We start from the raw sequence: 26,224 nt of genomic DNA on the forward strand, positions 1-26,224 counted from the left end.
GGCCCGTCCCGTTGTTTGCGGGGCGGGCCAAGATGTTTTGCTAGCGTTTCTTTCCGCGGAAGAAGAAACCGTGTAGCGAGGGCTTGAGTCCGCGGTTGGCACGACGCTCCTCGATATGATCGTGGATCGAGGCGACGCGTTCGATGACCTCGTCGGGAATCGGCACGTCGGGATTCATGTTCTCGACCTGGCTGACCTCGGCGGCGGCGACCTGGTCGATAATGGGCACATCGTCGCGCGAGATGACAGGCGTGGCGTCTTCCTTCATCTTGCGGTAGCGCTCCATCATGTCGGTTTGCAGCTGCTGGGCCGAAGGCGGCGTCCAGATGATAGCGTTGGCGCCGGCGGCGATGGTTTCGCGGATGCTCTCGGGCGTCTTGCCACCCGGTGCGATGAGCGGCAGGCTGGGATAGTGCTCTCGCAGCTCGCGTAGGACCTGGGGTGTGTTTTTGCCGGCGGCGATGTTGAGGATCTTGGCCCCGGCGCGCACCTTGGCGTGGGCATCGTCATCGCAGCGAACGACCGTGGCGATGACGGGGATGTCGGCGATGTTGGTGATGTGCTCGACCATCTCGGCGGTAGCGGGGGAGTTGACCACGCAGCCCGCCGCGCCTTGCATCTCGGAGACGGCCGCCATCTGCACGGAGCGCTTACCGGTGGTGGTACCGCCGCCAACGCCCACAAAGACCGGGCACTCGGCAACAGTCAGCAGCGCCTGCGTAATGGCAGGCTGCGGCGTGAAGGGGTAGACGGCAAACACGGCGTCGGCATTGGAGTTGCGGATGACCGCCACGTCGGTGGTGTAGATGAGCGATTTGATGCGGCGTCCAAAGAGCGTAAAGCCGCTGGCCTCCTCGATCTCATCGGGCATGCGGAGGGCCGCCTTGCGCAGGCGCCCGTCGATGGGCAGCGGCTCCATGGGCAAAAGGCCGCTGGGGGTTACAGCCACCTGGGGCTCGGTAAATTCGTCCGCAAGCTCAACCTCTGAGAAATCGACCGAGGCGACGATGTCCTCGTGAACCTCGGCGGGAACATCGATGGGGGCTTGGTCGTTCGTCGCGGCGGGCGTGTCGAAGGAGCTGGTGGCGACAAAAGCGTCAACACGCTCGTTCAAATCGTTGAGAGAATCCATTGTGGTCCGTTTCTATAATGTGCGGTCGGCAGCGTGCGACCGGCGCTACGTTGCTAAAACGTTTGACGAGTTGATTATTCCCCGCCGCGCCATCCGTTAGACTGAAGGGCCGGCGAACGTGAAGGAGCTGTGGTGGCAGGTTTTGAGGTGCTATCTTGGATGTCCCGTATACAAAAGAGAGGTGACGCGGTATGGAAATCTCGACATTATTGGGCTCGATTGGCCTATGCGTGGGCGCAATCGTAGCCGCCGCGGTCATCTACTTTGTGGTTACGGCCATTAAGGGCAAAAGAGCCGAGCGCAAGGAACGCGAGGCACTTAAGCAGCACCGTGACCAGCAGGACAGGCGCGCACGGAGATAGCTTGTTGAGTTGGTCCGTGCGCTAGCTGCGTTTTCGGATCAGAGCGATGTAGAAGCCCTCAAAGACGCGGCTGGGCGGGATGGTCAGCGTGCCGGGCATGCCGTTGGCGACGGTCGAGACGTGGCCGGTGGCGATGGCCTCGGTGAGGGCGTTGAACTCGACGCGTGGCTCTTCGCCAGCTTCCTGGGCGCGACGCGTTTCACTTTCGCTCGGCGTGCCGTCGAGGGGGATGAGCTCGCAGTCCATGTGTTTGTCGAGGGCCTCTTGCAGGGCGTCCTCGTTTTCCTGCGGCAAGATCGAACAAGTGGAATAGACGAGCGTGCCACCCGGCTTGAGGGCGCCCATGGCGCGGTCCAGAAGCGCGCGCTGCGAGCGGGCGCACTTGCAGAGCAGCTGCTCGGTCAGGCCGCGCAGGCTGTTCTCGTTGCCGCTGATGACGGTGCCCGTGCCGGTACAGGGGGCGTCGAGCAGGATGCGGTCAAAGCGGAAGAATTCGTCGAGCTCGCGTGCGTCGATGCGCATGACGGGCACGTTTTTGGCGCCCTGGCGGTCCAAGTTGGCCTCGAGCTTTTCGGCGCGGGGAATGCTCATCTCGCAGGCGGTGAGGTGTGCCTGTCCCCGGGTAAGGGCGGCGATCTGCGTCGTCTTGCCGCCGGGGGCCGCGCACATGTCCAGGATATCCTCGCCGGCCTGAGCGCCCAGCACCAAAGGAGGCATCATGGACGACAGGCTCTGCAGATAGATTTTGCCGTTGCGGTAGATGTCGAGATCCCACAGATCGGATACCTGGGCCTCGGGCAGGATAAAAGCGTCCGGGTACCAGGCAACGGTTTGGTGGGCGATGCCGGCTGCGTCGAGCGCGGCGGCGATGTCCTCGGCGGTTGCCTTGAGCGTGTTGGCGCGCAGCGTGACCGGGCGTGTCGCCGCGGCGCCAAAGCCCTCGATCATGAGCTCGGCATCGGCAGGCGCATAGGCGCCGGCGACCGTATCGACCAGAAAGCGCGGCAGGTCGGCGGCGGAGTGTTGGGCGGCAAGCTGGTCGGAAAGCTCGGTAGCGGCAAACTGCCTAAGCTTGAGCTCGGGCTTAACCTGCTTTTTCTGCTTACGACGACGCGGCTTGGACATCCGTCTTTCCTTCCCATTCCATTAAAAGTAGTCAATTTGGGACGGGGCTATTTTAGCTGCCCGTCCGCTTCGGCAGGCGTTGCAGTTAAATTTGGGACGGGGTAGCTAAAATAGCCCCGTCCCAAATTGACTAGTCTGCCTTGGCGTTTGTCTAGTACTGGCTCTCGTGCTTGCTAAAGAAGTCGAAGCGCGGGGGCAGCGGCTTTACGCGGTGCTCGCCGGGCTTCTCGCCCAGGCTCTCCACAAACTCGTCCGTGGAGGCAAAGATGTTGTCCCAGCTAAAGAAGGCGACCGGGTCAACGTCGAAGTACTCGCAGATGAGCTCGCAGCCGGCCGGGACGATGCCGTGCATGAGCACGGTCGCCATGCGCAGCTCGGTAAAGGCGTCGACGAGGGCCTGCGTCATTGCGGCGTTTGCCTCGCTACCCTCGAGCTTGTTGGCGGCCTTGGAGGCGTCGCTCCAGCGCTTGTTGGCGGCACGCAGGTAGTCGTCGCACACGGCGAGCGCGCGGTGCGTCTCGAACTTGTACATGGCCTGCTCAAAGGCGAGAGCTGCCTGCTCGGCGGCTTCGACCACGGTGGCGGAGGCGGCACCGGCGGGGATGCAGCCGTTGCGGTACGGGCTCTCGTCGCCCTCCTTGACGGCGACGCCGTAGAAGCAGCTGCGGGCCAGGCGGTTGAACACGCCGGTCAAAAGCGCGCTCTCCTTAAGGGCCGGGTCGATAACGCGCTTGTCGTCGCAGGCGCGCACCTCGTTGCCGTCCTTGTCCTTGCCGGTCACGCGTGTGTCATATGCCTTGGGGCTAAAGCTCACCGGCTTCTCGGACAGGCCGAGCGACAGCCAATGCGCACGCATCTGCTCGCAGGTGTAGTGGTTGAGCAGGTCGTCTGCCGGCGGGGGAGGCGTCTGCGAGGACGAGCTGGCCTTTTTGCCCATGTAGAGCAGGTGATAGCAGGCGCTGACGGTGCTCTGCGTGAGGTTCCAACCCAGGGCCTCCCACATGGCGGTCTGCGCGATGCAGTAGAAGTAGATGTTGTCCTGACCGATAAACTGGTAGATCTGTGCGTCGTCCGAGCACCACCAGTCGCGCCAGTCGAGCGAGCTGTGCTGGTAGGTGGGTGCGGGGACCTGGGTGGAATCGGCGGCGGGCTCGCCCATGAGGGCGGCGTCCTGGGCGGCGACACCTTCGGTCACGCCGGCGGCGCGGGCGTCGCGGGCGAGCACGGTGCGGGTGTAGCTGATGGGCGCCCACAGGCTCTCGGGCCAGCACCAGCAGGTGACATCGGTCACGCCGTCGACCTGGGGCACCGGAACGCCCCAGTCGATGTTGCCGGTGATGCGGAAGGGCACGAGCGCCTTGCCGCTACGGAAGCGCACGCCGCCGTTGGCGAGCACCGCGTGGGCATCGTCGCGCTCCTTCCAGCTGGGGAAGGTGACGGTAAAGCTGCTCTTGTTGCCCTCGGGCTCCAGCACGGTGTGCTCGGGAAGCTGATCCTCGACGGCATCGAATGCTTCGCGGAACTTGTTCTGGATGTAGAGCTGTGCCGGCAGCAGCCACTCCTCCATGGTCTTGGAGACCACGGAGCGAACCTGCGGGTTCTGGGCGAGCTTGGCAGTATAGGTCTTCATAAATTCGAGGTAGGCCGGCAGGTCGAAGTAGAGGTTGTCGACCGGGCGCAGCTCGGGCACCTCGCCGGTGAGCTGGCTCTTGGGCGCGATGAGCTCCTCGGGCTCAAACTGGTGGCCCAGGTCGCACTCGTCGGCATAAGCCTTCTCGGATTTGCAGCCTTGGATGGGGCAGCGGCCGATGACCTGGCGACCGTTGAGGAACGTGCCGGCCTTGGCGTCGTAGAACTGAAGGGTAGAGCGCTTGGAGATGGTGCCCTGCTCGTGTAGGCGCTCGATAATCTCGGCGGTCACCTTGTTGTGAATCTGCGCAGCCGGCTCAAGGCCCGAGCCGCCGTAGATGTCGCAGCTGATGTTGTAGTTGTTGAGGGTCGCGGCCTGACGGGAGTGATTGGACTCGACATACTCGCTAATGGACTTATCGTAGCCCTCGTTCTCCTTGAGCTTGCGGTAGCTCTCCATGATGGGCGAGCCGTAGCAGTCGGTGCCCGAGGTGAAGATGACGTTCTCGCGGCCCAGGCGGTCGCGCAGGAAGCGGGCGAAGAAGTCGGCCGGGACAAAGACGCCGCCAACGTGGCCAAAGTGAAGACCCTTGTTGCCATAGGGCTCGCCGGCGGTAACGATGGCGCGGCGAGGCCAGCTGGGACGGTCGTTCATGGAGTATTTGGATGCCATGGGACTCCTTCGCATATGGTGAGAGCGTGGCCGGACGCGGGGCTCGGCGACGCGGTGGTCAATTCGTGCATATCGTTCGACATTATCGCACATGCGGACGGGTACGTGGCAGGGGCGCTATCCTAAGATGCTATGAATGAGATTTCCAACATACATGCGTTTGAAGACGAGGATTTCCTGCACGCTTGCTTTGTGTGGGGGATGGCCGTGCTTGGCGCATTTGCCGTGTGCCTGGTGCCGGTGTTTATGCTGCTGGGCGGGCCCGCGGACTTGGATGCGGCTGACGCGGGTGGCTGGACGGCCGTCTTGGGCTGGATAGTCGGCTTGGCTGCGGTTTCGGCGGCGTCATTTGCCGTGCACGAGTTGGTGCACGGCGTGTTCTTTAAGCTGTTTGCGCCCGCCGGTGCGCACGTGACCTTTGGGGCGAACCTCGAGACGTGCATGATCTATGCCTGCGCCGAGGGCGTGGTGTATTCGCGCCGGCGGTACGTGGCAGTTTGTCTGGCGCCGACGGTTGTCGTGACGACAGCGTTTACCCTGGGGTTTGCGTTTTCGGGCTATCCGCTGCTGTGCTACCTGGCGGCCGGCTTGCATTTGTCGGGCTGTGTGGGCGACTGGTATTACGTGCGGACCATTTTGCGCGACCGCCGCATTGTCGCCTGCGAGGACACGTCCTTTGGCGTGCGCTTTTTTGGACAGTAGTCTTTTTGGGACGGGGCTATTTTTAGTCTTTTTGGGACGGGGCTATTTTGACTACTTTTTGGAGATGGGTATTTTTGACTGCTTGACGTTAAAAGTAGTCAAAATAGCCCCGTCCCAAAAAGACTACCCTGGGCAAAGATTGGGAGGAGATGTCCATGAAGCCGCTGCTGCTGCATGCGTGCTGTGCGCCGTGCTCGCTGGAGCCGGTTCGTCTGCTGCGTGAGGAGGGGTTTGAGCCCACGATTTGCTGGACCAACCCCAATATTCAGCCGCGCGATGAATGGCAGCGCCGCTTGGACGAGCTTCGCCGGTGGTGTGCCGATGGCGACATCGAGCTCATCGAGGCGGGGGAGGACCGCGAGCGCTGGGAGGCCGGCGTGGCCCCGCTGGGCGCCGATCGACCCCGTCGCTGTCGCGCGTGCTATGCCCTGCGTCTTGCCGAGGCATGCCGTGTGGCCCAGGAGCGCGGGTTTGAGTTTGTGGGCACGACGCTCGCCGTCTCGCCGTATCAGTTGTTCGAAACCTGCAACGATGTGCTTGAGCGCTTGGCGGCGGCACATGGTCTCACCCCGGTCATTCGCGATTTTCGCCCGTATTATCCCGAGGCGACGCGTCGTTCGCGCGAGCTGAGTATGTATCGGCAGAATTATTGCGGCTGCCGATTCTCGGCCGTCGAGGCGGCCATGGACCGCGCCCGCATCCGCGACGAGCGCAAAGCCGCCAAAAAGTAGTTCTTTTGGGCTGGTAGCCTGCTAGGATGTAGAGCGGATTTTAGCTATATAAGGAGTATTCGACGTGTCTATGCGTACCGATGATTTTGACTACAACCTTCCTGAGGAACTGATTGCCCAGGCTCCTGCTGAGCCGCGTGACTCCTGCCGCCTGCTGGTGGTGGATCGCAAGGGCTCCCAGGCGGGAACGCCGCTGGAGCATGGCGGCACCGTCGAGCACCGCATCTTCCGCGACATCATCGACTATATCGAGCCGGGTGACGTGCTCGTCATCAACCAGACGCGCGTGATGCCGGCCCGTCTTATCGGTCGCAAGGCCGGCTCGGGCGGCGTGGTCGAAACGCTGCTGCTCAAGCGCCGCGAGGACGTGGATCCTCTGGGTCACGTTTGGGAGTGCCTGGTCAAGCCGGGCAAGCGCCTAAAGCCCGGCGCTCAAATTGAGTATCGCGCCGGTGGCGCCCATGCGCCCGAGGGCGCGCCCGTGGTGCTGACGGCCGAGGTCGTCGACTTTGTCACCGATAGCCGCGGCGGCCGCCTGGTGCGTTTTGAGCCAGCCGGTTGCAATGCCGCCGGCGACCCGCGCACGCTCGATGAGGCCATCCATGCTGCAGGCCACGTGCCGCTGCCGCCCTACATTACCGATTACGAGGGCGATCCCGAGAAGTACCAGACCGTCTACGCCATGAAGGAGGAGCACTCAGCTGCCGCTCCCACGGCGGGCCTGCACTTCACGCCCGAGCTCATGGCGGCTATCGAGGCCAAGGGTGCGAAGTTTGCCGCCGTCGAGCTCGAGGTGGGCATCGATACCTTCCGTCTGGTGGAGGAGGACGACCCCACGCAGCACGTGATGCACACCGAGCGCTATCACGTGTCGCAGGAGGTTGTCGACGCCGTGCATAAGGCTAAGGCCGAGGGGCATCGCGTGATTGCTGTCGGTACCACCGCAGTCCGCTCGCTCGAGAGTGCGTTTGACGCGGACGCGCCGGTGTCCGATCCGGCTGTGACAGCGCGCTATTTTGAGGGCCGTAAGGACGGGGCCGACACGCTCGGCCGTGGTGACATCGTGGCGCGCGAGAACGCGACGACGCAGCTCTACCTCATGCCCGGCTCGACCTATCACGTGGTCGACGCGCTGATCACTAACTTCCATGTTCCGCGCTCCACACTCATGATGCTCGTGAGCGCACTTGCCACCCGCGATCAGATCATGGATGCCTATGCCGCCGCTATCGAGCAGCGCTACCGCTTCTTCAGCTTTGGCGACGCCATGCTCATTTTGTAGGTTCCGCCGTTCTGCCGAACGGCGGACCGGCCGACGCTGCAAACGCCCCTAAGCGGCAATCTGACGTTCAATCGTCGGGCATGACCAGAAGGTCAATGCCCTCCTCTTTCACGTCACCTTGCTCGCTTAGGGGCGTTTTCGCTGACTTCGCCAAAACATTGGCGTTGCCGTGGTTCAACCTGCCAAAAAGGGACAGGTTTATTTTGGCAGGTTTTATCTGGGCAAACGTTGTTGGTGCAATGGGGACTGCTTTATATGCACCAAGTTGGTGCAAAGTAGCCTGGCCCCTTTGCACCAATCAAAACGTTGCGGTGAGTGTTTTTTGGCAGCTGGTTTACTTGCTCGCGAACAGCCAGATTAGGACGATCACGAGGATTACGGCGACAATGCAGACGATTGCGCCGGTGAATTTGACGCGTGAGTCGCGGGTGCGCTCGCGCACGTCGTTCTCGGCGGCTTCGAGCTGAGCCACTTCGCGCTCGGTTTCGGCGCGCTCGGCCTTATCGCGAGCCAGGGAGCCCGCGAGCGATTCGGTGATCTCGGGATGGTTGTGCACCTCGGTCGCCTGCTCGATGATCGACTGCGCATGCGCGATGTCCGCCTGGGCATTGGCGATAGCCTGCTCTTGCTCTTGACGCGCTTTGTCCTCGGTGACGATCTTCTCGCGTAATTCGCGCTGGCGCGTTGCAGCGGCCGCCTTTGCGGTCTGCAGCTCGTCGCGCGCGGCATCGGCCTCGGCCGTCACGGCCTGATGGGCGCGCTTGGCGTCGGCGATGGGGGCTTGCGCCTGCTCGACGGCGTGCTCGGCAGCTGCGAGCGAGTGCTCAAGATCGGCGGTGATGCGCGGGACATCTTCCTCGGCTTTACGCAGGGCATCAGCCGTGTCGGAGATCTGCATCGAAAGCTCGCTGGTGCGCACCGTATAGTTGGCGGGATTTGCCGAGGGATTGCGTTGCAGCTCGGCATACTCATGACGCAGCGTCTCGAGCTGGGCGCGCGTGGCGTTGACGGTTTGTTGTGCGGCCGCAATGCCGGCGTCTCGCTCGGCCTTCACCTTGTCGCGGATGCGCTTGGAATCCTCGAGACGTCGTACGAGGCGGTTACCGGTCTCGCGCGAGCTGGCTTCGCGCGCTTCGACGGCATCGAGTGCGGCTTTGAGACGCCGCTCGGTGGCGTCGTCCTCTTCTTTTATTTGTTCGAGCTGCGCTTTGAGCTCTGTTGTCTTGGCGGCATGGGTATCGCGGCCGATTTCTGCCGCCGCAGCGGTCTTTTGAGCCGTGGCGATTGCCTGGCGCTGGTCGGCGACAATCTGGTCGTAACGCCCTGCGATATCCTGGCGCGTCTCGAGCTCCTCGCCTTGATCGGCGATGCGCTGATCAAGTTCGGCCAGGTGGGCACGAGCGTCCGCGAGCGCCTTTTTTGCGGCGTTCATCTCGCGCATGGCAGAGGCGCCCTGGGCGATAAAAGTGCCTACGGCGTTTGCTGTATTTGAGACGGCGGTTCCCAGATCGCGGCTGGCTGCAGGGGCGTGTGGAGCGGTCGGGTGACCGGCGTCGGCCGTACCCGCATCGGACGCCTGCGACGTGGCGATATTGCCGGTGCCGCCCTCGATCACGGAAAATCCGGCAGTGTGCGGTTCGACTGCATCTGCGCCAATTGTAGGGTGCTCGAGCTGTAAGAACGAAGGTACGGTGCTGCCTTGGTCGGCAACGGGGGTCTCGCCAGGCACGAAGGTCGATGCGGCCTCGGCGGCCTTCTCTTCTTCGGCGTCCACATCGGCGTCGGCCACGGCGTCTTTCATCGCTTTGACGGCATCCATCATGGAGTCCATGACGGCATCGAGCTCTTCTTCCGAAGATACCTCGATGGGTCCTGCCGCCTGTGACGCGGGGTCCGCGTCGGGCTCGGCGTCGTTCGACTCCGGTTGCTCGCCTTCGTCATGCTCGACAGTATCGCCTGTGTCTGTTGCCTTATCCGCACCGGCGTGCGCATCTTCGGCGGATGCATCGACGGAAGCGGCGACGCAGGTAGGAGTGCTGCAGTCGTCGGCGACGTCTGCGGAATCATCAATATGCTGCTGAGTCTGGGGGTCCAGCTCGTCTGTCATAGGCATGTGCTCCTCATCGTTGATTGTCACCCTATGATATAGTCTCGCGCCGGCATCCCGCGCGTCGCAGCAAAGTTTCAAAACGTGTTCGATGGCTCGCTTGGATAGCAAATAATCGGCCGCTCTATTCAGTTTGCGCTTGACATTCCCTTCTCCGAAAGACGTTATGCCGTTCACCTGCCGCGGTCTTTATAATGGTTTGCGTATGAACCGCAACCAAGGAGTTCCAGTTTATGGACCAGAGCCTATTTAAATTCGACCTGATCGCCGAGGATCCGACGACGCATGCGCGTGCCGGCGTGCTGCACACCCCGCACGGCGACATCGAGACGCCGATCTTTATGCCCGTGGGCACCAAGGCAAACGTCAAGGGCATTCCTGCCGAGACTGTCAAGCAGCTCGGCGCCCAGATCGTGCTTGCCAATACCTATCACCTGTCCATGCGTCCCGGCGAGGATACCATCGCCGAGTTGGGTGGCCTGCACAAGTTTATGAACTGGCATGGCCCCATCCTCACTGATTCCGGCGGTTTCCAGGTGTTCAGCCACAACGACGCCGTCAAGCTCACCGACGAGGGCGTGCGCTTTATCGTCAACGACTACGACGGCCGCCACGTGTTCTGGACGCCCGAGGACAACATGGAAATCGCCATGAAGCTCGGCTCCGACATCTGCATGCAGCTCGATCAGTGCCCGGGCTATCCCGCCACGCGCGCCTACGTTGAGCGCGCCGTTGAGCTGTCGAGCATGTGGGCCGAGCGCTGCTATAAAGCTCATACCCGCGACGACCAGGCGCTCTTTGGCATCGTTCAGGGTGGCATGCATCTGGACCTGCGCCTGCGTTCGCTGCGCCATCTGGAGGAGTGCGGTGACTTCCCCGGTTACGGCATTGGCGGCTACTCGGTGGGCGAGGACCACGAGACCATGTTTGAGACGCTGGCACCGCTCGCGAGCGAGTACATGCCCAAACATAAGCCGCGCTACCTGATGGGCGTCGGCAACCCGACGACGCTCGTGCGTGGTGTAGGCGTGGGCATCGACATGTTCGACTGCGTGCTGCCGACGCGCACCGGCCGCATGGGGACGGCGTTTTCGAGCGAGGGTCGCCTTAACTTCCGCAATGCCCGCTTTGCGCACGACGACGGCCCCATCGATCCCACCTGCACCTGCCCGGTGTGCACGGGCGGCTACAGCCGTGCGCTCATTCGCCACATGGTCACGCAGAAGGAGATGCTCGGCGGCATTTTGCTTTCGATGCACAACATCTACTACCTACTCAACCTTATGCAGCGTGCCCGCCAGGCCATTATCGAGGGCCGTTACGGTGCGTTCGTGAGCGACTGGATGAACAGCCCCGCGGCAGTGGATTACTAAGAGCTGCGGGTGCGCTTACGGGGGCGCTCGCGCGGTGTCGAGGCTACGTGCCAATCGACCGTGCGTAGCCGGCGCCGGGCATCGCATGCGTCGGCATCGCTTGCACGACCTCTGACCGATGCCTTGCAAGCGCTTGATGCATCGTGGGTACCATACCGAATGGTTGATGTTCGGGCGGGTGTTTGACGCATGGCGTCGACCCCGCCCGTTTCTATTTTCGATAGGAGTATCCCATGATTAAGAATGAGAACGTCGAGGGCGAGCCGGCCTACGACGAGACGTACCGACGCGGCCCCGTGGTTATGCGCGGCCCTATGATTCCTAAGGACAACACCTACGCCAACCTGCTGGCGCCCGAGGACTCGACTGACTGGTTGCACGCCGACCCGTGGCGTGTGCTGCGCATTCAGGCCGAGTTTGTCGATGGCTTCGGCGCGCTTGCCGAGCTCGGGCCCGCGGTGACCATCTTCGGCAGTGCCCGTACGCCCAAGACCGATCCGCTCTACAAGGCGGCGCGCACGGTCGGCCGCAAGATCGCGCAGCGCGGCGTGGCGGTTATCACCGGCGGTGGTCCTGGCATTATGGAGGCGGCCAACAGGGGAGCGGCGAGCGCCAACGGCAAGTCGGTCGGCTTGGGTATTGAGCTTCCGCACGAGCATGGGCTCAACAAATACGTGAACCTCGGCATGGACTTCCGTTACTTCTTTGTGCGCAAGACCATGTTTGTCAAATACAGCTCGGGCGCCATCGTGTTTCCCGGTGGTTTTGGTACGCTCGACGAGATGTTTGAGGTGCTCACGCTGGTGCAGACGCACAAGGTCAAGCGCATGCCGCTTGTTTTGGTGGGCAGCGAATACTGGCAGGGCCTGTTCGACTGGCTCAACGGCCCGGTGATGGATGCCGGCATGATCAGCCCACTCGATCCAGACCTCGTCCACATCACCGATGACCTCAACGAGGCCGTCGATATTGTCCTGAGCGGGCTGATGTAGATCAATCGTGCCCACGCGACATGAATACGCATGGCAATCTGATGTTATCTAACATCAGATTGCCATTTATATTGGGTATACTGGTGTAAAAGACGAGGGCGAGGAGGTCGCAAATGTCTACAGCAACAGTTAAGCCTACGACGGTTCGAATCGAAGAGGGGCTCAAGGAGCAGGCGACTGAGTTCTTGGATTCGGTCGGCCTCAGCCTCAATTCCTATCTCAATCTTGCCGTTCGGCAGCTGGTAAATCAGCGAAAGATTCCTTTTGAGATTGTAGGAAGGGCGGAGGCGCCCAACGAGGCGACGAGGCGTGCCATGGTGATCGCCGAGGCTCATGAGTTGGGGATTTTGCCGGACGATAGCCCGTCATTTAATAACGCTGATGAGCTTATGTCATTCCTCGATGAGGAATAGCGATGTTCGAGATTAAAGTCGAGGCTCAATTTAAGGCGGACTACAAACGAACGATGCGCATGCATCCGCAGCTAAAAAGTGAGTTTAAAGCGGCGGTTGCAGAGCTTGTGGCTCATGGGTCACTTCCGGCGGAGTATGGCGCCCACGAGCTCTCAAACCCGGGCGGAAACTACAACGGCCACATCGATTTCCACCTATCCGATGGCTTGGTCGATGTGGTCGTTCTTTATCTTCCCCATAAGACTAACCCAGTGATCAGGCTGGTGCGAATGGGCACTCATCAGGAGCTTTTTCAGGGTCCGCTGGGCTGATCGCCGATTTCTAAGTTGCGGTGAAATAGGGACTGATTGGCGGCTGATAAGCCAAAAACAGTCCTTATTTCACCGCTACTGATAGGGGTGCCCCGTTCGTTGCTGCGGTCCCCGGTTCTCCTCGTTGCTGGATTTCGCTCAAAAATTCAGCGGCGACTTCGTTGCTTTTGAAACGGATGCTGCGGTCTTCTTTCTTGGGGAATGCCAGCAGCGGGATAGTTCCGTACCAGACAGTTTCCTCGTCAATCACGGCCGCGCACAGCCGCCCTTTGGCCTTGACGGAATAGCCGACGTTCATCTCGGCAAAAATTGCTTTCGCGTCATCGCGCGGAGTTGAGGCAACATAAACCTCAAGGGTGATCCCACGGGCGGCTGCGCCTACGAGTGTGGCGGTGAGTTTCGTGAGGCATGCGGCGGATGCGTAGGATGCGGCTATGAAGGCGCTCTTTGTGGCACCGGTGATGTCTTTAATTAATGCCTCAATAGCGTTTGCCGGCTCTATGAGAATGTTGTAATCGGGTTGCTCACTGTCCTCTGCTGAATAAATTTCGTAGCCCAGCTTGGCGTACGTCTTGAGTCTTTTCTGGTACATGCGAGCGAGCATGGGTATCGACAGGTCAATGTAGTCGAATATCTCAATCTGTTGCTTGCCCTCGTGGCTTCTGTGCAGCCGACCCACCTGCTGCGTTACACTGCCGTCCCAAGATATCGGCGTGGCAATGAATAGGGTGTCAAGGTAGGACAGATCGAAGCCCTCGCTCAGAAGGCTTTCGGTGGCGACGATGATTCGATGTTCATGCTCAAAGCCGGGAAGACTGTTCAGTATCGTTTTTCTTTCTTTGGCACCGATTTCTCCGGTTAAGAGTATGGGTTCGTGTCTGCGATCATTAAGCAGCCTGAACAGTTCCTCAGCATGCTTTTTCCTTTTGGATAGTATGAGCGGATGCCGACCGTTTGACGCTGCTTCGAGGGCGTCATCGACAATCAATTCGTTTCTTGCCGCATGTGCACACAGCAGATCAAGAATCTGATTGAAGCTTGCACCCGGCTCGTAGGCGGATAGCCGAATGCCGGTAAATCTCGGTCGCACGATGCGCTGGATACCCTGCTGAATTGCCTGTGTTTTTGGATCGATGGCATAGCGAAGCGGGCCGCAGAGCATCGAGAGCGCCCGAGTGAGTCCGTCGGAGCGCTCAGGTGTCGCGGAAAGGCCATATATATATTTGGCTGGAGCGGACTTGAGGACGAGCTCGAGCTGTGGCGCGGCAGCATGGTGGCATTCGTCGCAGATAATGAGGCCGTAATTACGAACAAGGTCCTTAACTATCGGCTCCCCGGTTTGGGAGTCTTTGCCAGATAGCGACTGAAAGGAAGCGACGTCGATAAGGCCGCTGACGGCGGTTTTGCCCCCTCCGATTTGCCCAATAAGGGGAGGTTGCTTTTTGCTGATTCGTCCTTTTGGCGTTCGGACCGGCTCTCTGGTGTCCGTAATGTCAAGAAATCGTTCGAGCTGCGATTTCCATTGGGCTATGAGCGCGGTCTTTGGAACAATGACGAGCGCCGGAAGACCAACGGCGGCAATAAGATAAGCTCCGATGACGGTTTTACCGAAGCCCGTTGGTGCAGACATGATTCCGTCTTCGTATTCAAGCATCTGGTCGGCGGCAATTTGCTGTTCGGGATGAAGGGTCCCTTTGAATGCCATCTCAATTGGATTGCCCGTGCTGCGTTCGTCTGAATAATGGACAGTAACGTGGGCTTCTTGAATCAGCTGCTCAAGTTGGGCTTTGCAGCCTCTGGGAATCGCGACGCGGCTATCTCTAAGTTCGCTGAGGTCTATGAGTCGCGGTTTGCCGAATACAGATTGATGCATAGATTGCGCACGGAAGAACTCGGGGTTGGCAAATGTCGCAAGCCTGCGGACTTCCATTTGAGCTGCCGGGCTCAGAGACTTTTCGGGGATGTAGAGCATATCGGCTTGTGTGACGGGCAGGTTCGAGGGGAAGTCTCGTGGCGTGAGCGGGAGCCGCTTTCGTGGCTTTTGGACATTGCGCCTGGTTTTGTTTGTCGCTGCAGCTGTTGCTATTCCAAGCGGTTTGTTTTCGGTGTCCTCGATCAGACGATCCACCGTCGCACGCGAGATTAGTTGGATTTGCGAAAGGTAAAGCCATTGGTCGGGAAAGGGCTCGAATCGTTCGTCAACAAATACGCTGTTTCCTTCCCGCTGCGCTTTTCCCTGAAAGGGCAGCGCAATGAGATTTCCAAAGCCGCCCTCAGGAATGGTGGACTGCGCGGGTATCATTCGGTCAAAGGCTTCGAAGGTGATTGTCTTGTTGAGTGCCGCTGCTTCGGCGATAAGGCAGCTGCCGAAATCTCGTGCTGTCTTTGCGTTCATAGGTTCTAGGAAGAAAAACCAGATATGCGCGCCGTTGCCTGACCTTGATCGCTCGACCGCAGCGTTAATTCCATGGCTTCTTACGACAAGCCTGATAGCATTTGTCGCTTCTTTCCAATCGGCTTTGTCAAAATCAATGACAAGGACATTTGTGTTGCAGTCTTTGTCGAGAACATATTGACCTATGACGTCCCGGAGCCTGTCGTCACTGCCTTTGAAATGGGCGATAATGGTGGTATCGTTCAGCTCAAGGAATGTGCGGCTGCGACATTCTGCGCATTTAATTCTCTGATGACTTGCTTTGGGACAAATGCCTGGCTTCCACTCATTTGCACAGGCAGGTGTATAGCCGATGCCCCCGTCTTTTCTGCGATACCCGTGAGCGTGCACATCTTTGCGGCCGGTAAAAAGATTGCGAAAGAGCTCGAGTTTGTCGCGCGCTGGGCTCGCGCTGGTAACGATGCCCTCGGTCTGTGCACGTTCGTCGAAAGATTTGCCGGCTTTGTCCCATTCTTCGAGTGTTGCGTAACGGATGTCTGGACCGTTGCTACAGATTACGATTTGCTTACGCGGATCCGAAGCGTGGACGACCGTTTTATTGAGTTTGAATAAGGCGTTCCCGAAAAGGGCGTATTGATGCACGGCGTTGCTCATTTGAATGCCATTCTTGTCAGCGTTCATTGGGATGAGGGTACGTCATTTCGGCTATATGAGATACTCGACTTTGATTTTGGTTCGGTGATAGTGGGGTGCCGCTCCGTGAGCGGCATTCGGCGGTTCGCTGTCTTTCGACTATTCGGCCCCTTTCCCGCCGCAATTCCTAAAGGGATGCCGGCGCGCCTTGAGTTGGGGTGCACCGGCATGATGGCTTTGCTACGGCTGGTTGTACCTTGGTTGTTCGATAGCTCCTGCCTGCCCGATCTTGTCAGGCTGGTATTTGTTGGCGCTGGACGTTTGCCCAGATAAAACATGACAAAATAAACCTGTCCCTATTTGGCAGGTTGGTAGCGGGGACAGTAGCTGATGGCGATGGCGTCGACGCCTACGTGGGTGGCGATGGTGCAGCCGATGGGGCCGGTGCCGGCGTCTACGTAGTTCTGGCCTGCGAGCGCTTGGTTGACGAGCTCCTGCTCCTCGGCGGCGCCGGTCGTGAGCACACGTACGCTGGAGCCCGGGTGCTCGGCCAAAAATGCGAGGCAATCTGCCATGGTGTTGGTGACGATGCGCTTGGCGCCACGACCCTTTTTGATCGCCTTGATCTCGCCCGATTTCCACTCCGGCGAAACGGCCAGGCGAATATTGAGCATCTGCGTGAGCTGGCCGGCGAGCTTGGGCGCGCGGCCGTTCTTAACGAGGTTCTCGAGCGTGCGGGGAATCAGCAGCAGATGGGCGTCGGGCAGCGTCGCGCGGATCTGCGCTTCGGTCTCGTCCAGGCTGCGGCCGTCCTCACGCATGGCCAGCGCGTACTCCACCAGCAGGCCCTCGGCACCCGAGCCGGTGCGCGAATCGATGCAGCGCACGTCGAGCTCGTGCGCTTCGGCCGTCAGGCTGGCGTTGGCATAGCAGGCGGACCACTCACTGCACAGTGAGATAAAGATGGCGCTATCGTGGCCGTCGGCGCGCACGCGGTCAAAGAGTGCCTTGAACTCGCCGGCGCTTGGCTGCGAGGTGTGCGGCAGCCGCTCGGATCCGGCCATGCGGGCGACGTATTCCTCGGCGGTAATCTGCACCTGGTCGAGCAGGTCTTCGCCTTCGATAATCACATGAAGTGGAATCACGTAAATGCCGAGCTCTTGGGCGCGGGCGGGGGAGATGTCCGACGTGGAGTCGGTTATGATGGCAAAAGACATAATTGCACCTTTCGTTGGGGCGCTTGCGCGCCGCCTTCTGAGAGCAAAGTGCGACAAGTATAGTAGAGTCGCTCCACATTGCTAGGTTCAATTGTTGAATAGTCAACAGTTTGAAGTGTCGGTGTGGAAATCGTCAACTGGGGAAGAGGGATGTCGATGGAGGCTCTGGAGATATGCAAGCGGTCGGTCGTGCTGTTTGATTTTGACGGCACGGTGGCCGATACGGGCCGGGCGGTGATGACCTCGACGCGTAAAACGCTGGCTGCGCGCGGGTTTTCTGAGGCGCAGATGGGTGACCTGCGCCGCATGATCGGGCCTCCGTTGTGGAAGAGCTTCCACGACTTTTACGGCTTCTCGCGCGAGGAGTCGCTTGTGGTGGCCGACGAGTACCGTGCCTTTTTTGATGAGCTGGGACCGGAAGAGTACCCCGTGTTCGATGGAATTCCCGAACTGCTCGATGGCTTGGCCGCCCAGGGGCATCACTTGGCCGTGGCGACGTCGCGCATGGAGGCAAAGTGCATCGACATGGTGGGCGAGCTGGGGCTTTCGCAGTTTGAGGCGGTGGTCGGTATGAATCCGCCGCAGGGGCGCGAGACCAAGGCCGATTCTGTTCGCGATGCCCTGGCGGCGCTCGGCGCGACGGCGGACGATGCCGTGATGATCGGCGATCGCTTTAACGATGTGGAGGGCGCGCACGCAAGGGGCGTGCCGTGCATTGGCATCTATTCGGGCGCGGCGGTGCCGGGCGAGCACGAGGCGGCGGGCGCCGATGCAGTGGTGCACTCGGTGGCCGAGCTTGCTAAACTTTTCGCCATCTAATGACGTTATGCGAGGGGCGGGTGTGGCCGTCGCTCATTGGTAAGGAGGTCGTCCATGAATCAGGTGGAGCAGAGCGTTACCGAGTATGTCGACGAGATCTGGGAAGATGTCGTTGCCGATATCGAGCAGCTGGTGAGCTATCCGTCCGTGGCCGTTGCTGCCCATGCGGAGCCCGGTGCGCCGTTTGGCCGCCCGGTCCGTGATGCGCTCGATTGTGCGCTCGGCATTGCGCAAAAGCTCGGCTACCAGACGAGCGACGACGAGGGCTATGTGGGCATCGCCGACATTCCCGGCCGCGGCGATAAGCAGCTTGCGACCATCTGCCATGTGGATGTGGTGCCCGCCGGTCCCGGTTGGAACACCGACCCGTTTGCGATGGAGCGCCGCGAGGGCTGGCTGCTCGGTCGTGGCGTGATCGACGACAAGGGCCCGGCCGTGTTGTCGCTCTACGCCGGTGCCTACCTGATCAAGCACGGCATTGTGCCGCGCTATACCTTCCGCGCGCTACTGGGCTGCGATGAGGAAGTGGGCATGTCCGACGTTCACCATTATCTGGAGAACTACGCAGACCCCGACTTTTTGTTTACGCCCGATGCCGAGTTCCCGGTCTGCAATGCCGAGAAGGGCCAGTTTGGGGCGACGTTTGTGAGCTCCAAGATCGACGACGGGCGCATCGTATCGTGGAGCGGTGCCGAGGCGAGCAACGCCATTCCGTCGCAGTCTATCTGCGAGCTCGCGATTGCCGCCGATGCGCTGCCGGCGCCCGTTGAGAACGCCGACCGCCTGGAGATCACGGCGCTCGATAACGGGCATGCGCAGATTTTCGCCCACGGTATTGGCGGTCACGCTTCGATGCCCGAGGGAACGATCAATGCCGTCGGCCTCATCGTGGCGTATCTGCGCGAGGCCGAGGACGCGTTTGGTGCACGCGACGAGCGCCTGCTGACGCCCGCCGAGCACGAGTTTGTCAAGTTTCTGACCTTTGCACATGCGGATGCCTATGGCCACGGCCTGGGTATCGACGCGACGAGCCCGGCGTTTGGCCCGCTCACGTGCAACCCCGGTGTTATCCGTGTGATGGATGGACATATTGAGCAGGTCATCGACGTACGTTTCCCCGACAGCACGAGCGCCGATACCATCTGCGAGCAGCTCGAGCCGCTCGTGGGCCGCTTTGGCGTGACGTGCCGCGTGGGTCGTGCAAAGGTGCCGTTCTCGGTGTCCGCCGACGATCCGGCCGTGAAGGCGCTTATTGATACCTATAACGAGTTTACGGGCAAGCATGCCGAGCCCTTTGCCATGGGCGGCGGCACGTACGCGCGCAACTTTGCCCGCGCCGTGTCGTTTGGCCCCGAGGAAACCGGCCTGGAGCTGCCCGCATGGGGTGGCCAGATGCACGGCCCCAACGAGTGCGCCAACGAGGAACAGCTCAAGCAGGCGCTCAAGATCTACATCGTGGCGATCCTCCGTTTGAATGAATTAGAGCTTTAGGGTTTCGCGGTTTCCTAATCTAAGTTGCGATGGAATAGTTCCTAGAATGGGCCATTTGATGGCCAAGCAGGAACTATTTCACCGCAACTTTGTTTTTATTGGTGTAAAAGGCGGGCCATGCTTGGGGGCGGGTTTGTTATTCGTTTGTAAAGCCGAGTCGCGCTTGAGGTAATGGTCTATCAAATGCCCGTAAGAAACCGCAGTTGGAGCGGGCACCGCCCGATCGAGGCCGTATCTTTCCAAACAGCAAAGCGGGCAGGGTGCCCGCGAGTCGCATGTATGAAAGGAAGATTATGCTCGATCAGGCTTATTCTCGTCGTCAGTTCCTCGGCCTCGCTGGTGGTCTTGCCAGCTTCGTGGGCCTCGGCCTCGTTGGTTGCGGCGGCGCAGGCGCTTCCAACGCCGCCGACAAGGGCAGCGCCGCTGCCGAGTCCGTCTCCGGCGAGGTGACCTACGACGGCGCCTCCTCGTTCCAGGCTCTCGTCGAGGCCGCTGCCGAGAAGTTCATGGACGCCAACCCGGACGTCTCCGTCTCTGGCTCGGGCAACGGTTCGGGCAAGGGCCTGACCGCCGTTGCCGCCGGTACCGTCACCATCGGTAACTCCGACGTCTTCGCCGAGACCAAGCTCGAGGCCGACCAGGTCAAGAACCTCGTCGACCACGAGGTCGCCGTCGTGGGCATGGGTCCCGTCGTCTCCAAGAACGTGAAGGTCGACGACTTGTCCCTCGAGCAGCTCAAGGGCATCTTCTCCGGCCAGATCACCAACTGGAAGGAGGTCGGCGGCGACGACGCCACCATCGTCGTCCTCAACCGCAAGGCCGGCTCCGGCACCCGCGCCACCTTCGAGGCCGCCATCTTTGGTGACGAGGCCGTCGACTTTAAGGGCGACGCCGAGCTCGACAAGTCCGGCGACGTCCAGACTCAGATGGCCAGCACCGACAACGCCATCTCCTACCTCGACTTCTCGCACTTCGACGACTCCAAGTTCAACGCCATCAAGGTCGAGGGCGTGGAGCCCAAGAGCGCAAACGTCACTGACGACTCCTTTAAGATCTGGGCGACCGAGCACATGTACTGCGCAAAGGACGCCGACGAGGCCACCAAGGCCTTCCTGGAGTTCATGCTTTCCGACGACGTCCAGGGCAAACTCGTCGAGGAACAGGGCTTTATCCCTGTCTCTGCCATGAAGGTCGTCAAGGACGCCAGCGGCAAGGTCTCCGCTAAATAAGTAATCGCCCCGGAAAGGTTTGCAATGGCAAAACAGCTGCCAAAGCGCGACCTTGAGAACGTGGGCCTGGGCGTCACGGGCGCGTGCGTAGCGCTCGTGACGCTTGTCGTTGCCGCGCTCATCTTTATGGTCGCCCAAAAGGGCCTCTCGGCTTTTCTCAAGGACGGCGTTTCGGTCGTCGAGTTCTTTACCGGCACCAAGTGGGACCTGGCCAACACGGCCGAAAACGGACTGCCCTATACCGGCGCCCTGCCCCTGATCGTCACCTCGTTTGCGGTCATGGTGCTCTCCACGCTTATCGCGCTGCCCATCGCCATCGGCTCTGCTATCTTTGCGGTCGAGATTAGCCCTAAGTTTGGCTCCAAGGTGTTTCAGCCGCTTATTGAGCTTTTGACCGGCATTCCCTCGGTCGTCTTTGGCCTGGTCGGCTTTCACGTGGTCGTCGGTCTTCTGAAGAGCGTTTTCCACGTGAGCACGGGCCTGGGCATCTTGCCCGGCGCCATCGTGCTGGCCGTCATGATCTTGCCGACGATGACCACCCTTTCGGTCGATGGCCTGCGTGCCGTGCCCGATAGCTACCGTCAGGGTTCGCTCGCGCTGGGCTACACCCGCTGGCAGACCATCTGGCACGTGGTACTCAAATCCGCCATGCCGTCGCTCATGACCGCGGTCATCCTTGGCATGACCCGCGCCTTTGGCGAGACGCTCGCCGTGCGCATGGTTATCGGCGGTATCGAGGCCATGCCGACGTCGCTGCTGTCGCCGGCGTCCACCATCACCACCACGCTCACCACGTCCATGGCGGTCTATGCCGAGGGCTCGGCCCAAGACGACGTCCTGTGGGCGCTCGGTCTGCTGCTGATGGGCATGAGCCTCATCTTTATCCTGATCATCCACCTTATCGGCCGCAAGGGGGCGAAGGCTCGTGGCTAGCACGCGCATTCATATCGACGAGGCGAGACTCAGGCGCGCCCAAAAGCAGGACCGCATCGCCACGGGCGTGCTGACGGCAATTGTCGCCATCGTCATGCTCATCGTCGTCTCCATGGTGGCCTATATTCTGTTCGAGGGCATCTCGACGCTGTTCCAGCCGGGATTTCTCACGCAGCCCGCGCGCGCCAACGGAACCCAGGGCGGCGTGCTCTACCAGCTGTTCGACTCGTTCTATCTGCTGTTGATCACCCTAGGTATCTCGGTGCCCATCAGCTTGGGCGGCGCGGTCTTCCTGGTTGAGTACGCGCCGGACGGCCCCATCCGCGACATCGCCTCCACCGCCATCGAGACGCTGTCCTCGCTGCCTTCCATCGTCGTCGGCATGTTCGGCTTTCTGGTCTTCTCGGTGCAGCTGGGCTGGAAGTACTCCATCATCTCCGGCGCCGTCGCGCTCACCATGTTCAACATTCCCATCCTGGTGCGCGTGATCCAGCAGGCGCTCGAGGACGTGCCGCAGGCCCAGCGCGATGCGTGCCTGGCCATGGGCCTCACCCGTTGGGAAGCCACGCTGCACATCCTGATCCCCGAGGCCATGCCCGCCATCGTGACCGGTATCGTGCTTTCGGCCGGCCGCGTGTTTGGCGAGGCCGCGGCGCTGCTCTTTACCTCGGGCATGAGCTCGCCGGTGCGTCTGAACTTCTTGAGCTTTAACCTGTCGAGTCCCACTTGCGCCTGGAACGTGTTCCGCCCCGGTGAGTCGCTCGCCGTGCACATCTATAAGATCTACGGCGAGGGCAGCCCCGAGGCACAGCAGATTGTTTGGGGCACCGCGGCACTGCTGATGATCTGCGTGCTGCTGTTTAACGTAGTCGCCCGTATCGTGGGCAAGCAACTGGCAAGGAGGATGACGGCCGAATGAGCGAGATAAATGCATCGCCCGCAACCGAAGCGGCCGCGTCCGAGACCCAGGACTTTTTGTCGAGCGTGGGGGAGAGCGAGAAGCGCGTGCGCGTAAGCGGCAAAGCCGTGAGCGACGAGGTCGTGCTTTCCACCAAGGACGTCAACGTTTACTATGGCGACCACCATGCGCTGCACGATACGTCGCTCGACTTTCACAAGGGCGAGATCACGGCGCTCATCGGGCCTTCGGGCTGCGGTAAGTCGACCTTTTTGCGCAGCCTCAACCTTATGAATCGCGAGATTCGCGGCTGCCGCGTGGAGGGCGAGATCAACTACCGCGGGCGCAACGTGAACACCAAGACCGAGAACACCTACGAGCTGCGTCGCTCCATTGGCATGGTGTTTCAGCAGCCCAACCCCTTTCGCAAGTCCATTCGCGACAACATCACGTTTGCGCCCAAACGCCACGGCATTACTGACCGCGACGAGCTCGATCGCATGGTCGAGGAAAGCCTGCGCGGCGCGGCGCTGTGGGACGAGGTCAAGGACAAGCTCGACAAGAGCGCCTACGCGCTTTCGGGCGGCCAGCAGCAACGCCTGTGCATTGCGCGCACGCTGGCGCTCAATCCCGATGTGATTCTGTTTGACGAGCCCTGCTCGGCGCTCGACCCCATCTCGACGCTGGCAATCGAGGACCTGATGTCATCGATTGTTGCCGATCGCGCCATCGTCATCGTGACGCACAACATGGAGCAGGCGTCGCGCGTGTCCAACCGCACGGCGTTTTTCTACATGGGCGATATGGTCGAGTACGACGAGACCGACGAGATTTTCCAACGGCCCAAGGATAAGCGGCTGAATGATTACCTCACCGGCATGTTCTCCTAGTCCGGGACATGCTTGAGGCCCGCGGCGGCCATGGTTGCCGCGGGACTGATTGGAGAGGCGGGTCATCTCTTGCGGGAGATGGCCCGCCTTTTTGCTCTGCGACCGAAACGACCACCACAAAGGGGACAGGCACCTTCGTGGTGGTTTGGGGTGGGGCTCGCTGCTATCATGGACAACGTTGAATTTCTACGAAGGAGCAGGGCATATGGCGATTCTTTTGGGATGCGATTCCGTCAGCCTAGAGTTTCCCACCAAGCATATTTTCGATAGCGTGACGCTCGGCGTGGACGAGGGCGACCGCATTGGCATCGTCGGTAAAAACGGCGACGGCAAGTCGACGCTGCTGAGCGTGCTCGCCGGCACACTGGAGCCCGACGACGGCCGCGTGACGCATCGCCGCGACACGACGATTGGTTTGCTCGGCCAAAAGGACGATCTGGTCGATACCGACACCGTGCATCATGCCGTCGTCGGCGACACGCCCGAGTACGAATGGGCCTCGAGCCCGCGTACGCGCCAGATCCTGGCCGGCCTTATTAGCGATGTGCCCTGGGAGGGCACGGTGGGCGAGCTTTCGGGCGGTCAGCGCCGCCGCGTGGACCTCGCGCGCCTGCTGATCGGCGACTACGATGTGCTCATGCTCGACGAGCCCACCAACCATCTGGATATGCGCACCATCAACTGGCTCGCGCGCCACTTAAAGGCCCGCTGGCAGCGCGGCCAGGGCGCCATGCTCGTGGTCACGCACGACCGTTGGTTCTTGGACGAGGTCTGCACCAGCATGTGGGAGGTCCACGACGGCCAGGTCGATCCCTTCGAGGGCGGCTACTCCGCGTATATCCTTCAGCGCGTAGAGCGCGACCGCATGGCCGCCGTTACCGAGGAGCGCCGTCGCAACATGGCGCGCAAGGAGCTCGCGTGGCTGAGCCGCGGCGCACAGGCGCGCTCCACCAAGCCCAAGTTTCGTGTGGATGCCGCCCGCGAGCTCATTGCCGACGTGCCGCCCGTGCGCGACGAGCTGGAGCTCAAGCGCCTGGCGGTGAGTCGCCTGGGCAAGCAGGTTATCGACGTGGTCAATGTGGACGCCGGCTATGCCGATACCGACGGCTCGCCCAAGCAAGTGCTCTCCGACGTGACCTGGCTCATTGGTGCGGGCGACCGCTATGGTCTTTTGGGCGAGAACGGCGCCGGCAAGTCCACACTGCTCGATGTGATTCAGGGCAAGATCGCGCCCCTGCGCGGCCGCGTGAAGATTGGCCAGACGGTGCGCTTTGGCGTGCTGTCGCAGCAGCTCGAGGAGCTCGAGCCCTACATGGGCGACACAATCCGCGAGGTGCTCAGCAACTACAAGAAGTACTACGTTATCGATGGCAAGGAGACCTCGCCCGAGAAGCTCTGCGAGCGTCTGGGCTTTACGACGCAGCAGCTCTGGAGTCGTATCGGCGATCTTTCGGGCGGACAGCGCCGTCGCCTGTCGCTGCTGCTGACGATTCTGGATGAGCCCAATGTGCTCATCTTGGACGAGCCCGGCAACGACCTGGATACCGACATGCTGGCGATTGTCGAGGACCTGCTCGATGGTTGGCCCGGCACGTTGATTCTGGTAACGCATGATCGCTTTTTGATGGAGCGCGTGACCGACCAGCAGTGGGCGCTGCTCGATGGTCACCTGACGCATATGCCCGGCGGCGTCGACCAGTACCTGCGCCTGTGCAATGCCACCGCCGAGGGCGAGCCCGTGGGTGCGCCGAGCGCCAAGACCGGCACGTTTGACACCGGTGCCGCGGCAGCTGCGGCCGAAAAGCCCAAGGCGAGCGGTCAGCCCAATGGCCTTTCCAATGCCGAGCGCCAGAAGCTCCGCCGCGAGGTGAGCTCGCTCGAGCGCAAGATGGAGACGCAGCGCGCTCGCGTGGAGGAGGCCGAGGCCGCGATGGCTCAGGTCGACCCCACCAACTACACGGCGCTGGGCGAGCAGCAGGCAAAGATCGACGAGGCTCACGCCGCTATGGACGAGCTGGAGATGGCGTGGCTCGAGGCGAGCGAGAAGCTCGAGGGCGAGGAGTAGACGAGGATGATCAAAGCCGCGTTTTTCGATATCGACGGCACGCTACTGAGCTTTAAGACGCACCGGATTCCGGCGTCGGCGCAGCAAGTGCTCGACAGCTTTCACGAGCAGGGGATTGCGTGCGTGATCGCCACGGGCCGTCCGACCTACCAGATGCCCGATTGGCTGTTCGATCTTGGTTGGGATGCGTACATTACGCTTTCGGGCCAGCACTGCTTTGATGCCGAGGGCGTTTACCGCAGCTGCCCGATTGATCCGGACGACGTTGCGGTGATTGTGGACCAGGTGGCGCAGGGGCGCTATGACTCACTGTGCATGCAGGGCGAGAACTCGTTTGTGAACCGCCTGTCCGAGCGCGTGGTGACGGCCGGTAACAACGCGGGAATCGTCTACCACGAGGAGCCGTTTGAGCACGCCTTCGATGCGCCGGTTTACCAGTTCTGCGCCTTTGTGGATCCGGCCGACGAGCATATCGTGACCGATGCCGTGTCGCATTCGCTCACCACGCGCTGGTGCGACCTGTTCTGCGACATTATTCCGGCCAACGGCGGCAAGGACCTGGGTGTGGCGGCGACGCTGGAGCGCCTGGGCATCGACGCGAGCGAGGCGATCGCCTTTGGCGATGGCGAGAACGACCTGTCGATGTTTGCCGCCGTGGGCACGAGCGTGGCCATGGGCAACGCGCAAGACACGGTAAAGGCTGCGGCGAGCTACGTGACGACCGCCGTGGACGACGACGGAATTTACAACGCCGCAAAGCACTTTGGGCTGCTATAGCTGCGGCTCGGCACTTGGGGACGTTCCTTTTCTGCCGGCAGTTGG

Annotated in this window: 22 protein-coding genes; 16 read left to right on the plus strand and 6 right to left on the minus strand. The window is 61.0% G+C overall.

Features of this window, described 5'->3' with window-relative positions:
- Positions 1–40: 40 nt before the first annotated feature.
- Positions 41–1,114 carry a hypothetical protein gene (locus ACTQ40_RS00805; RefSeq protein ID WP_441563110.1) on the minus strand — a complete coding sequence of 358 codons (1,074 nt, stop codon included), beginning with the start codon at positions 1,112–1,114 and terminating at the stop codon, positions 41–43.
- A gap of 209 nt (positions 1,115–1,323) precedes the next feature.
- Here ACTQ40_RS00805 and ACTQ40_RS00810 point away from each other — a divergent pair, with 209 nt between their 5' ends.
- A complete protein-coding gene (locus tag ACTQ40_RS00810; protein WP_154515803.1) occupies positions 1,324–1,494 on the plus strand; it encodes a hypothetical protein in 171 nt (56 codons plus the stop codon).
- Between the two features lie 21 nt (positions 1,495–1,515).
- Here ACTQ40_RS00810 and ACTQ40_RS00815 read toward each other — a convergent pair whose 3' ends face one another.
- Positions 1,516–2,619, minus strand: coding sequence for an RsmB/NOP family class I SAM-dependent RNA methyltransferase (locus ACTQ40_RS00815; RefSeq protein WP_441563111.1), 1,104 nt, complete (start codon positions 2,617–2,619; stop codon positions 1,516–1,518).
- A 151-nt stretch (positions 2,620–2,770) separates the two neighbouring features.
- Complete coding sequence (locus tag ACTQ40_RS00820; protein WP_441563112.1) at positions 2,771–4,921, minus strand: methionine--tRNA ligase; 2,151 nt, start codon at positions 4,919–4,921, stop codon at positions 2,771–2,773.
- Positions 4,922–5,053: 132 nt separating this feature from the next.
- Between ACTQ40_RS00820 and ACTQ40_RS00825 the strand changes: the two genes are divergently transcribed.
- The 3 genes from ACTQ40_RS00825 to queA all read left to right on the plus strand — a co-directional run bounded on the left by ACTQ40_RS00825 (position 5,054) and on the right by queA (position 7,636).
- Positions 5,054–5,623 (plus strand): DUF3267 domain-containing protein, encoded by a 570-nt coding sequence (locus ACTQ40_RS00825; protein WP_441031447.1) that lies wholly within the window; start codon positions 5,054–5,056, stop codon positions 5,621–5,623.
- 155 nt (positions 5,624–5,778) lie between these two features.
- Positions 5,779–6,354 (plus strand): epoxyqueuosine reductase QueH, encoded by a 576-nt coding sequence (locus ACTQ40_RS00830; RefSeq protein ID WP_441563113.1) that lies wholly within the window; start codon positions 5,779–5,781, stop codon positions 6,352–6,354.
- A gap of 70 nt (positions 6,355–6,424) precedes the next feature.
- Positions 6,425–7,636: a tRNA preQ1(34) S-adenosylmethionine ribosyltransferase-isomerase QueA gene (gene queA, locus ACTQ40_RS00835; protein WP_441563161.1), complete on the plus strand. Its 1,212-nt coding sequence runs from the start codon at positions 6,425–6,427 to the stop codon at positions 7,634–7,636.
- 334 nt (positions 7,637–7,970) lie between these two features.
- Here queA and ACTQ40_RS00840 read toward each other — a convergent pair whose 3' ends face one another.
- A complete protein-coding gene (locus ACTQ40_RS00840) occupies positions 7,971–9,743 on the minus strand; it encodes a hypothetical protein (protein WP_441563114.1) in 1,773 nt (590 codons plus the stop codon).
- Positions 9,744–9,976: 233 nt separating this feature from the next.
- Between ACTQ40_RS00840 and tgt the strand changes: the two genes are divergently transcribed.
- The 4 genes from tgt (at position 9,977) to ACTQ40_RS00860 (ending at position 12,832) form a co-directional block, all read left to right on the plus strand.
- Positions 9,977–11,116 carry a tRNA guanosine(34) transglycosylase Tgt gene (tgt, locus tag ACTQ40_RS00845; protein WP_441014862.1) on the plus strand — a complete coding sequence of 380 codons (1,140 nt, stop codon included), beginning with the start codon at positions 9,977–9,979 and terminating at the stop codon, positions 11,114–11,116.
- A 233-nt stretch (positions 11,117–11,349) separates the two neighbouring features.
- The gene (locus ACTQ40_RS00850; protein WP_154515782.1) at positions 11,350–12,108 is read left to right on the plus strand and encodes a TIGR00730 family Rossman fold protein; all 759 of its coding nucleotides are present in this window, start codon (positions 11,350–11,352) and stop codon (positions 12,106–12,108) included.
- Positions 12,109–12,221: 113 nt separating this feature from the next.
- Positions 12,222–12,521, plus strand: coding sequence for a type II toxin-antitoxin system RelB/DinJ family antitoxin (locus ACTQ40_RS00855; protein ID WP_441563115.1), 300 nt, complete (start codon positions 12,222–12,224; stop codon positions 12,519–12,521).
- 2 nt (positions 12,522–12,523) lie between these two features.
- Positions 12,524–12,832 carry a type II toxin-antitoxin system RelE/ParE family toxin gene (locus tag ACTQ40_RS00860; RefSeq protein ID WP_316367041.1) on the plus strand — a complete coding sequence of 103 codons (309 nt, stop codon included), beginning with the start codon at positions 12,524–12,526 and terminating at the stop codon, positions 12,830–12,832.
- 64 nt (positions 12,833–12,896) lie between these two features.
- Here ACTQ40_RS00860 and ACTQ40_RS00865 read toward each other — a convergent pair whose 3' ends face one another.
- A complete protein-coding gene (locus tag ACTQ40_RS00865; protein WP_441563116.1) occupies positions 12,897–15,908 on the minus strand; it encodes a TOTE conflict system archaeo-eukaryotic primase domain-containing protein in 3,012 nt (1,003 codons plus the stop codon).
- A 308-nt stretch (positions 15,909–16,216) separates the two neighbouring features.
- A complete protein-coding gene (locus ACTQ40_RS00870; protein ID WP_441563117.1) occupies positions 16,217–17,077 on the minus strand; it encodes a DegV family protein in 861 nt (286 codons plus the stop codon).
- A 156-nt stretch (positions 17,078–17,233) separates the two neighbouring features.
- Here ACTQ40_RS00870 and ACTQ40_RS00875 point away from each other — a divergent pair, with 156 nt between their 5' ends.
- The 8 genes from ACTQ40_RS00875 (at position 17,234) to ACTQ40_RS00910 (ending at position 26,179) form a co-directional block, all read left to right on the plus strand.
- On the plus strand, positions 17,234–17,896 hold the full coding sequence (locus tag ACTQ40_RS00875; RefSeq protein WP_229770639.1) for an HAD hydrolase-like protein: 663 nt from the start codon (positions 17,234–17,236) through the stop codon (positions 17,894–17,896).
- Positions 17,897–17,950: 54 nt separating this feature from the next.
- Positions 17,951–19,387, plus strand: a complete 1,437-nt coding sequence (locus ACTQ40_RS00880) for a M20 family metallopeptidase (RefSeq protein WP_441563118.1) — start codon at positions 17,951–17,953, stop codon at positions 19,385–19,387.
- Positions 19,388–19,680: 293 nt separating this feature from the next.
- Positions 19,681–20,616 (plus strand): phosphate ABC transporter substrate-binding protein, encoded by a 936-nt coding sequence (locus tag ACTQ40_RS00885; protein ID WP_441563119.1) that lies wholly within the window; start codon positions 19,681–19,683, stop codon positions 20,614–20,616.
- 24 nt (positions 20,617–20,640) lie between these two features.
- Positions 20,641–21,549, plus strand: coding sequence for a phosphate ABC transporter permease subunit PstC (gene pstC / locus ACTQ40_RS00890; protein WP_441563120.1), 909 nt, complete (start codon positions 20,641–20,643; stop codon positions 21,547–21,549).
- Positions 21,542–22,468: a phosphate ABC transporter permease PstA gene (pstA, locus tag ACTQ40_RS00895; RefSeq protein ID WP_441563121.1), complete on the plus strand. Its 927-nt coding sequence runs from the start codon at positions 21,542–21,544 to the stop codon at positions 22,466–22,468. The genes pstC and pstA overlap by 8 nt, the downstream gene beginning before the upstream one ends.
- Positions 22,465–23,337, plus strand: a complete 873-nt coding sequence (gene pstB, locus ACTQ40_RS00900; protein ID WP_441563122.1) for a phosphate ABC transporter ATP-binding protein PstB — start codon at positions 22,465–22,467, stop codon at positions 23,335–23,337. Before pstA ends, pstB begins: the two co-directional genes overlap by 4 nt.
- A gap of 205 nt (positions 23,338–23,542) precedes the next feature.
- Positions 23,543–25,402: an ABC-F family ATP-binding cassette domain-containing protein gene (locus ACTQ40_RS00905; protein WP_441563123.1), complete on the plus strand. Its 1,860-nt coding sequence runs from the start codon at positions 23,543–23,545 to the stop codon at positions 25,400–25,402.
- Positions 25,403–25,408: 6 nt separating this feature from the next.
- Positions 25,409–26,179, plus strand: a complete 771-nt coding sequence (locus ACTQ40_RS00910) for a Cof-type HAD-IIB family hydrolase (RefSeq protein ID WP_441563124.1) — start codon at positions 25,409–25,411, stop codon at positions 26,177–26,179.
- The last annotated feature ends 45 nt before the right edge of the window (positions 26,180–26,224 follow it).

Source organism: Collinsella sp. Sow4_D11 (assembly GCF_052116465.1).
In the GTDB taxonomy this organism is placed as follows: Bacteria; Actinomycetota; Coriobacteriia; order Coriobacteriales; family Coriobacteriaceae; genus Collinsella.

What these genes read in the sequence shown, in the direction of transcription:
- ACTQ40_RS00875 (WP_229770639.1), top strand. Translation starts at nt 17,234, where the DNA reads ATGGAGGCTCTGGAGATATGCAAGCGGTCGGTCGTGCTGTTTGATTTT.
- ACTQ40_RS00810 (WP_154515803.1), top strand. Translation starts at nt 1,324, where the DNA reads ATGGAAATCTCGACATTATTGGGCTCGATTGGCCTATGCGTGGGCGCA.
- ACTQ40_RS00905 (WP_441563123.1), top strand. Translation starts at nt 23,543, where the DNA reads ATGGCGATTCTTTTGGGATGCGATTCCGTCAGCCTAGAGTTTCCCACC.
- ACTQ40_RS00850 (WP_154515782.1), top strand. Translation starts at nt 11,350, where the DNA reads ATGATTAAGAATGAGAACGTCGAGGGCGAGCCGGCCTACGACGAGACG.
- ACTQ40_RS00820 (WP_441563112.1), bottom strand. Translation starts at nt 4,921, where the DNA reads ATGGCATCCAAATACTCCATGAACGACCGTCCCAGCTGGCCTCGCCGC.
- ACTQ40_RS00865 (WP_441563116.1), bottom strand. Translation starts at nt 15,908, where the DNA reads ATGAACGCTGACAAGAATGGCATTCAAATGAGCAACGCCGTGCATCAA.
- queA (WP_441563161.1), top strand. Translation starts at nt 6,425, where the DNA reads ATGCGTACCGATGATTTTGACTACAACCTTCCTGAGGAACTGATTGCC.
- tgt (WP_441014862.1), top strand. Translation starts at nt 9,977, where the DNA reads ATGGACCAGAGCCTATTTAAATTCGACCTGATCGCCGAGGATCCGACG.
- ACTQ40_RS00830 (WP_441563113.1), top strand. Translation starts at nt 5,779, where the DNA reads ATGAAGCCGCTGCTGCTGCATGCGTGCTGTGCGCCGTGCTCGCTGGAG.
- ACTQ40_RS00870 (WP_441563117.1), bottom strand. Translation starts at nt 17,077, where the DNA reads ATGTCTTTTGCCATCATAACCGACTCCACGTCGGACATCTCCCCCGCC.
- ACTQ40_RS00910 (WP_441563124.1), top strand. Translation starts at nt 25,409, where the DNA reads ATGATCAAAGCCGCGTTTTTCGATATCGACGGCACGCTACTGAGCTTT.
- ACTQ40_RS00880 (WP_441563118.1), top strand. Translation starts at nt 17,951, where the DNA reads ATGAATCAGGTGGAGCAGAGCGTTACCGAGTATGTCGACGAGATCTGG.
- ACTQ40_RS00840 (WP_441563114.1), bottom strand. Translation starts at nt 9,743, where the DNA reads ATGACAGACGAGCTGGACCCCCAGACTCAGCAGCATATTGATGATTCC.
- ACTQ40_RS00815 (WP_441563111.1), bottom strand. Translation starts at nt 2,619, where the DNA reads ATGTCCAAGCCGCGTCGTCGTAAGCAGAAAAAGCAGGTTAAGCCCGAG.
- ACTQ40_RS00855 (WP_441563115.1), top strand. Translation starts at nt 12,222, where the DNA reads ATGTCTACAGCAACAGTTAAGCCTACGACGGTTCGAATCGAAGAGGGG.
- ACTQ40_RS00860 (WP_316367041.1), top strand. Translation starts at nt 12,524, where the DNA reads ATGTTCGAGATTAAAGTCGAGGCTCAATTTAAGGCGGACTACAAACGA.
- pstB (WP_441563122.1), top strand. Translation starts at nt 22,465, where the DNA reads ATGAGCGAGATAAATGCATCGCCCGCAACCGAAGCGGCCGCGTCCGAG.
- ACTQ40_RS00885 (WP_441563119.1), top strand. Translation starts at nt 19,681, where the DNA reads ATGCTCGATCAGGCTTATTCTCGTCGTCAGTTCCTCGGCCTCGCTGGT.
- pstC (WP_441563120.1), top strand. Translation starts at nt 20,641, where the DNA reads ATGGCAAAACAGCTGCCAAAGCGCGACCTTGAGAACGTGGGCCTGGGC.
- ACTQ40_RS00825 (WP_441031447.1), top strand. Translation starts at nt 5,054, where the DNA reads ATGAATGAGATTTCCAACATACATGCGTTTGAAGACGAGGATTTCCTG.